The following is a 7,080-nucleotide window of genomic DNA, read 5'->3' as shown; positions in this document are numbered from 1 at the left end:
TTCACTGCCACGGTGCGGCCCAGGCGGGTGTCATGCGCGAGGTAGACCTCCGCCATGCCACCACGGCCGAGCACCTGGCCCAGCTCGTACCGGCCGCCGAGGCGACGCGGCTCTTCCATAGCTACCTACCAGCCCTCTCCGTCGGTCCCGGCCGCACAGTCGTGTGCGGCCGGAGGCTGCCGTCCGGGCCTACCGTACCCGGCTCGCTTTGTGTGACCTGGCCAAGCCCGTAACCCGATACAGGACCGGTATCGCAACGTGCGGCGATGTGAAGGAGACGTGAGCGGCGTCACTTCCCGGGGGCGAGATCACTTCTTGGAGTTGATGACCGCCTCCATGACGTTCTTCGCGATCGGCGCGGCCAGGCCGCCACCGGAGATGTCGTCGCGGTTGGCGCTCCCGTCCTCGACCACCACGGCCACGGCGACCGGCGAGCTGCCGTCGGGCAGCTTGGCGAAGGAGATGAACCACGCGTACGGCTTGGCACTGTTCGCCACACCATGCTGCGCGGTACCGGTCTTGCCGCCCACGGTGACGTTGTTGATCTTCGCGTTCGTACCGGTGCCCTGCTCGACCACCGTCTGCATCATCGACTGCAGGATCTGCGCGTTGGCCGGCGACAGCGGCCGGCTCATCTCCTGCGGCTGGGTCTTCTCGACCGGGTCGAGGTTGGAGGACTCCAGCTCGTCCACCATGTACGGCTTCATCAGCTTGCCGTCGTTGGCGACCGCCGAGGCGATCATGGCCATCTGCAGCGGGGTCGCGGCGGTGTTGTACTGGCCGATGGAGGACAGCGCGGTCTGCGACTGGTTCATGTTGTCGGAGAACACCGACGCGTTGGAGCGGACCGGGGTCAACTGCTCGGAGTCGAAGCCGAACTTCTTCGCCTCGGCCAGCATCTTGGCGTTGCCGAGGTCGGAGCCGATCTTGCCGAAGACCGAGTTGCACGAGTACTGCAGGGCCGCGCGCAGCGTGGCGTTCTCGCAGGGGATGTTGCCCTCGTTCTTCAGCGGGGTCGTGGTGCCCGGCATGATCCACGGCAGCGGCGAGTTCGTCTTCTCGTCGGCCGACTTGTACAGCCCGTTCTCCAGCGCCGCCGCCGCGGTGACCACCTTGAAGGTGGAGCCGGGGGGGTAGGTCTCGCGCAGGGCGCGGTTCAGCATGGGCTCGGCCTTGTCGGCGTTCAGGCTGGTCCAGCTCTGGCCGTCCGACTGACCGGCGATGCTGGAGGGGTCGTACGACGGGTAGGAGGCCAGCGCCAGGATCTTGCCGGTGGACGGCTCCAGAGCGACCACGGCGCCCTTGCCGCCCTGCTGCTTCAGCCCGTCGAACGCCGCCTTCTGGGCCGCCGCGTTGAGGGTGGTGACGACGTTGCCGCCCTGCCGCTGCTTGCCCGTGATCATGTCCAGGGTGTTGCGGAAGAAGAGCCGGTCGTCGTTGCCGGTGAGGATGCTGTCCTCGACGCCCTCCAGGTAGTTGCTGCCGTAGACCTGGGAGGAGTAGCCGGTGACCGGGGCCCACATGGCCCCGTCCTTGTAGGTGCGCTTGTACTTGAAGTCGCCGCTCTTGACCTGGGTCGACCCGGTTATCGGATTGCCGTCGACGATGATGTCGCCGCGCGGATGCGCGTAGCGCTCGATGGCGACCCGGCGATTGTCCTTTTCACCGGCGAGCTTGCCGGCCTCGACGTACTGGAGATAGTTGTCGCGGATCAACAGGGCCAGGACGAGCAGGCCGCAGAAGATCGCGATCCGGCGCAGGGGCTTGTTCATGACGGGCGGACCACCTGGGTCATCTCGGCGTCGGGGTTCGTGGCGGGGGTGGGCGCCGGGCGGCGGGCGGTGTCGCTGATGCGGATGAGGATGCCGATCAGTGCCCAGTTGGCCAGCACGGAGGAACCGCCGTAGGCGACGAACGGCATCGTCATACCGGTCAGCGGAATGAGGCCCGTCACACCGCCGGCCACGACGAACACCTGCAGCGCGAAGGCGCCGGACAGGCCTACGGCGAGCAGCTTGCCGAAGGGGTCGCGGGCGGCGAGGGCGGTGCGCAGGCCGCGCTCCACGATCAGGCCGTAGATCAGCAGGATCGCCATGATGCCCGCCAGGCCCAGTTCCTCGCCGAAGGTGGCGAGGATGAAGTCGGAGTTGGCGGCGAACCGGATCAGGTCGGAGTGGCCTTGGCCGAGGCCGGTGCCGAGGGTGCCGCCGGAGCCGAACGCCCACAGCGCCTGCTGCAGCTGCTCGGAGTGGCCGACGACGCCCTGGCGGCTGAGGGTGAACTCCTTCATCGGATCGAGCCAGGAGGCCACGCGGCTCTTCACGTGCGGCTCGAAGCTCGCCACGCCGACCGCGCCCACCGCGGACATCAGCAGACCGAAGACGATCCAGCTGGTCCGCTCGGTGGCGACGTACAGCATGATGACGAACATTCCGAAGAACAGCAGCGAGGTGCCGAGGTCGGTCTCGAAGACCAGGATCAGGATCGACATCGCCCAGACGACCAGGATCGGACCGAGGTCACGGCCACGGGGCAGGTACAGGCCCATGAAGCGGCGGCTGGCGAGGGCCAGGGCGTCGCGCTTCACCATCAGATAGCCGGCGAAGAAGATCGCGAGAACGATCTTCGCGAACTCACCCGGCTGCAGCGAGCCGAGGCCGGGGATGTTGATCCAGATCTTGGCGCCGTAGATGTTGGCTCCGAGGCCCGGCACCAGCGGCAGCACGAGCAGCACCAGGGCGCCGAACATCGAGATGTACGTGTAGCGCTGCAGGACGCGGTGGTCCTTCAGGAAGATCAGCACCGCGGCGAACATCGCGATGCCCAGCGCGCTGTACAGCAGCTGGCGGGGCGCGGCGGGGGCGAAGCCCTTGAGTGACTGCAGCAGTTTCGACTGGTCCAGCCGCCAGATCACGACCAGCCCGAGCCCGTTGAGCAGCGTCGCCAGCGGCAGCAGCAGCGGGTCGGCGTACGGCGCGAACTTGCGTACGGCGAGATGGGCGACGCCGGCCAGCAGACCGAGACCGAGGCCGTAGCCCAGCAGCCCGGCGGGCACCGAGTTGTTGATGGCCAGGCCCACGTTGGCGTAGGCGAACACCGGGACGGCCACGGCGAAGACCAGCAGGGCCAGCTCGGTGTTGCGGCGGCTCGGCGCGCCGATCGCGCCGATCGTGGACGTGTGGTGCGTCGGCGAGTTAGTCGTACTGCTCATCGTGTGACAGGGCCTCTCGCGGCTCGGCTACTGCTTGCCGCACTGATCGACGACCTTCTGCTCATCCTCGGAGAGGCTCGGGCCGGGGTTCGGAGTGGCGGTCGCGGACGGGGACTTCGAAGGGGTCTTCGTAGCGGGCGCCGTCGCGGATGGGTGCGGGGTCGGTGATGCCTTGGACGTGAAAGCGGTACGGGTGGTTCCCGTGGTGCCGCCGGCCTCGCCCTGGCCCGTCTTCGTGTTCCGCTGCGACTCGGCGGCCTGGCGTTCCGCCTTCTTCCGGCACGCGGAGGCCTGCACCGACAGTGCCTCGATCTTCGCCTGGGCCTGCTGCAGACCGCCCGCCGTGATCGTGTTCTTGACCTGCTTCTGCTGATACGGCGGCAGGTACTTGAGTTCGATCTCGGGGTGGTCCTTCTCCACCTTCGACAGCGACACCCAGGCCAGGTCCTGGCTGATGCCGCGGTACAGCGCCACATGCTCGCCCTTGGCGCCGACGTAGTACTGCGTCTGCGTCCACTGGTAGCCGCCGTAGAGGCCGCCGCCGATCACGGCGAGGGCGAGGGCGCCGTAGAGGGTTCTCTTCAGCCACCTGCGTCCGCCGCGCGGCTTGGTGAGGTCGCCGTCGGCGTAGTCGCCGAAGCTGCCCGCCGGGATGTAGCCGGTGGTGTCGCCGGAGCCGGGCGGGCCGAACTCGCCGCCGCCGTGCCCGGGCTGCCTGCGGCCCAGGTGGGAGGCGCGGCCGGCCGGGGTCTGCATGATGCCGTTGTCGTGCAGATGGTGCTGGTTCTCGGCGACCGCGCCGACCACGACCGGCTGGTCGGACAGCTGCCCGGCAAGGGTGTCACCGGTGTCCAGGTCCAGGACGTCGGCGACGATGACGGTGATGTTGTCGGGGCCGCCGCCGCGCAGCGCGAGCTGGATCAGCTCCTGCACGGTCTCCTGCGGGCCCTGGTAGCTGGCGAGGGTCTCCTCCAGCGTCTGGTGGGAGACGACCCCGGACAGCCCGTCGGAGCAGATCAGATAGCGGTCGCCGGCCCGCACCTCGCGGATCGACAGATCCGGCTCGACGTGCTCGGCGCTGCCGAGGGCGCGCATCAGCAGGGAGCGCTGCGGGTGGGTGGTGGCCTCTTCCTCGGTGATCCGGCCCTCGTCGACCAGCCGCTGCACCCAGGTGTGGTCCTGGGTGATCTGGGTGAGGACGCCGTCGCGCAGCAGATAGGCGCGGGAGTCGCCGACGTGGACCAGCCCGAGCCGCTGTCCGGTCCACAGCAGCGCGGTGAGGGTCGTCCCCATGCCCTCGAGCCGGGGGTCCTCCTCGACCATGGCGCGCAGCTGGTCGTTGGCGCGCTGTACGGCCGTGCCGAGCGAGGTGAGGATGTCGGAGCCGGGCACGTCGTCGTCGAGCGTGACCAGGGTGGAGATGACCTCGGAGGAGGCGACCTCGCCGGCCGCCTGGCCGCCCATGCCGTCGGCGATCGCGAGCAGGCGGGGACCGGCGTAACCGGAGTCCTCGTTGCCCTCGCGGATCATGCCCTTGTGCGATCCGGCGGCAAAGCGCAGTGACAGACTCATGCGCACCTCGCCCGTCGGCTCCGGGTACAGCCGGTCGTGTCGAGCCACACTGCCCACCCTCCGGTCGGGAGCGCGCCGGCGGCCGGGGTGCGGCCTGCCGCTGCGTGCTCGCTCCGCTCGCGCTCACTCATGACGTAGCACTACTTCCGCAGCTCGATGACGGTCTTGCCGATGCGGATCGGCGCGCCCAGCGGGATCGGCGTGGGGGTCGTCAGCCGGGACCGGTCCAGGTAGGTGCCGTTGGTGGAGCCCAGGTCCTCGACGATCCACTGACCGTCGCGGTCCGGGTAGATCCTGGCATGGCGGCTGGAGGCGTAGTCGTCGTCCAGCACGATCGTGGAGTCGTGCGCCCGGCCCAGCGTGATCGTCTGGCCCTGGAGCGCGACCGTGGTGCCGGTCAGTGTGCCCTCGGTCACCACCAGCTTGGTGGGGGCGTTGCGGCCACGCCGGCCGCCGCCCTGCTGGCCCCGCTGCTGCGGGGGCGCGGACTGCTGCCGGGCCGCCTGCCGGCCGCCCTGCTGCTGGGCACGCCCGGCCTCCCTACGCGATCCGCGCTGGGTGACACGCGTACCGAACAGGTCGCTCCGGATGACCTGCACGGCCACGATCACGAACAGCCACAGTACGGCCAGGAAACCCAGCCGCATGACCGTGAGGGTCAGCTCTGACATTGCCCCCGCTTCACCCTTCGGCTTGCCGGTAAATGATGGTGGTGCTGCCCACGACGATCCGCGAGCCGTCGCGGAGCGTAGCGCGGGTGGTGTGCTGCCCGTCCACCACGATGCCGTTGGTGGAGCCGAGATCCTGGATCGTCGAGGGCGTTCCGGTCCGGATCTCGCAGTGCCGGCGGGAGACGCCGGGGTCGTCGATCCGCACGTCGGCGTCGGTGCTGCGGCCCAGCACCAGCGTCGGGCGGGAGATCTGGTGGCGGGTGCCGTTGATCTCGATCCAGTAGCGGGTACGCCCGCCGCTCGTCGGGGCGGCCGAGGGCCGCTGGGTGGCGGGCTGGGGGTAGCCGTAGCCGCCGGGCCGGGCGCCGGGCGGCGGCGCGGACGGCATCGGCGGCGCGCCGGCGGGCGTGGCGGGCGGATAGCCGTAGCCGCCGCCCGCAGCGCCCTGTGCGGGGCGGCCGGGCGCCGCGGCGCCGGGGGCCTGCGGTGCCGCCTGCTGGCTGCTGGAGGAGGCGAGGGTGCGCGAGCGCACCCGGTACAGACCGGTGTCGAGGTCGTCGGCCTTCTCCAGGTTGACCTTGATCGGGCCCATGAAGGTGTAGCGCTGCTGCTTGGCGTAGTCGCGCACCATGCCGGCGAGTTCGTCGCCGAGTTGCCCGGAATAGGGGCTGAGGCGCTCGTAGTCCGGCGCGCTCAGCTCCACGATGAAGTCGTTGGGTACGACGGTCCGGTCGCGGTTCCAGATCGTGGCGTTGTTGTCGCACTCACGCTGGAGCGCGCCGGCGATCTCCACGGGCTGGACCTCGGACTTGAAGACCTTGGCGAAGGTGCCGTTCACCAGACCTTCGAGACGCTGCTCGAACTTCTTCAGGACTCCCATGGGGCACCTCCTCCGTTCCTGCCGTTGCCTTGCCCTGCTGTGTGGCCGCTGCCTTGCCTGTACTGCTGCTGGTTCCGCTGGTTCCGCTGGTACTGCTCACTGATCGTATCTACGCGTCCGGCAATCAGCCGGTTCCCCCAGCGGCTCCCCTTCGAACTCCTGATACGCACTCCTGCTGCCATGGATCGTAGAGGGGGGCGCAGACCAGTGTCCCGCACCTGGCTGTGGACCCGGTCCGCCTCCTGGGCAGATGCGGGGGACCGGTACGAGGTTGATACGTGAACCGAGTCTCATTGATACGTGGGGGTTAAGTACGTGGGGGCTGGTGGGGTGTGGGGTGTGCATGTGGGCCGTGGGGCGGCTGAGGCCCGTGGGGCTTCGGTGGTGGGGGCTGGTGGGGCTTGGTGGTGGCCGGGGCTGGTGGGGGTCGGTGGTGGAGCCGGATGGTGGCCCGGGGCTGGTGGGGGGCGGGGGATGGCCGTCTCGGGCCGGAGGGAAGGGATGTGAAGTCACCCCGTACGGCGTGCTAATGTTCTGGGTGTCGGAAGGGGCCAGCCCGAAAGGGCCGGAACCGGAGGACACACCCAATGCGCGGGTGGCGGAATAGGCAGACGCGCTGGATTCAGGTTCCAGTGCCCGCAAGGGCGTGGGGGTTCAACTCCCCCCTCGCGCACAGAGACGAGACGGGTCTCTGCCGGTGACGGAAGTCACGGCGGGGGCCCGTTTCGCGTTGTACGTCACTGTCG

Annotated in this window: 5 protein-coding genes and 1 tRNA gene; 1 reads left to right on the top strand and 5 read right to left on the bottom strand. The window is 69.3% G+C overall.

Annotated features, from left to right (window positions below; all coding sequences use genetic code 11):
* Positions 1 to 308: 308 nt before the first annotated feature.
* From ACWC2T_RS05055 to ACWC2T_RS05035, 5 genes are all read right to left on the bottom strand, one after another.
* A complete protein-coding gene (locus ACWC2T_RS05055; RefSeq protein ID WP_450669053.1) occupies positions 309 to 1,772 on the bottom strand; it encodes a peptidoglycan D,D-transpeptidase FtsI family protein in 1,464 nt (487 codons plus the stop codon).
* Positions 1,769 to 3,211 carry an FtsW/RodA/SpoVE family cell cycle protein gene (locus tag ACWC2T_RS05050; RefSeq protein ID WP_450669052.1) on the bottom strand — a complete coding sequence of 481 codons (1,443 nt, stop codon included), beginning with the start codon at positions 3,209 to 3,211 and terminating at the stop codon, positions 1,769 to 1,771. Before ACWC2T_RS05050 ends, ACWC2T_RS05055 begins: the two co-directional genes overlap by 4 nt.
* A 27-nt stretch (positions 3,212 to 3,238) precedes the next feature.
* Positions 3,239 to 4,783, bottom strand: coding sequence for a Stp1/IreP family PP2C-type Ser/Thr phosphatase (locus tag ACWC2T_RS05045; RefSeq protein ID WP_450669073.1), 1,545 nt, complete (start codon positions 4,781 to 4,783; stop codon positions 3,239 to 3,241).
* 140 nt (positions 4,784 to 4,923) lie between these two features.
* A complete protein-coding gene (locus ACWC2T_RS05040) occupies positions 4,924 to 5,454 on the bottom strand; it encodes an FHA domain-containing protein FhaB/FipA (RefSeq protein ID WP_450669051.1) in 531 nt (176 codons plus the stop codon).
* Positions 5,455 to 5,464: 10 nt separating this feature from the next.
* Positions 5,465 to 6,334, bottom strand: a complete 870-nt coding sequence (locus ACWC2T_RS05035) for an FhaA domain-containing protein (protein ID WP_450669050.1) — start codon at positions 6,332 to 6,334, stop codon at positions 5,465 to 5,467.
* Between the two features lie 589 nt (positions 6,335 to 6,923).
* On the opposite strand from ACWC2T_RS05035, the gene ACWC2T_RS05030 reads away from it, so the two are divergent.
* Positions 6,924 to 7,007, top strand: a tRNA-Leu gene (locus ACWC2T_RS05030).
* Positions 7,008 to 7,080: the final 73 nt, after the last annotated feature.

The organism is Streptomyces sp. NPDC001393 (assembly GCF_053597455.1).
Note: the sequence above shows the minus strand (reverse complement) of the source record. Positions and strands in the feature narration are given on the sequence as shown.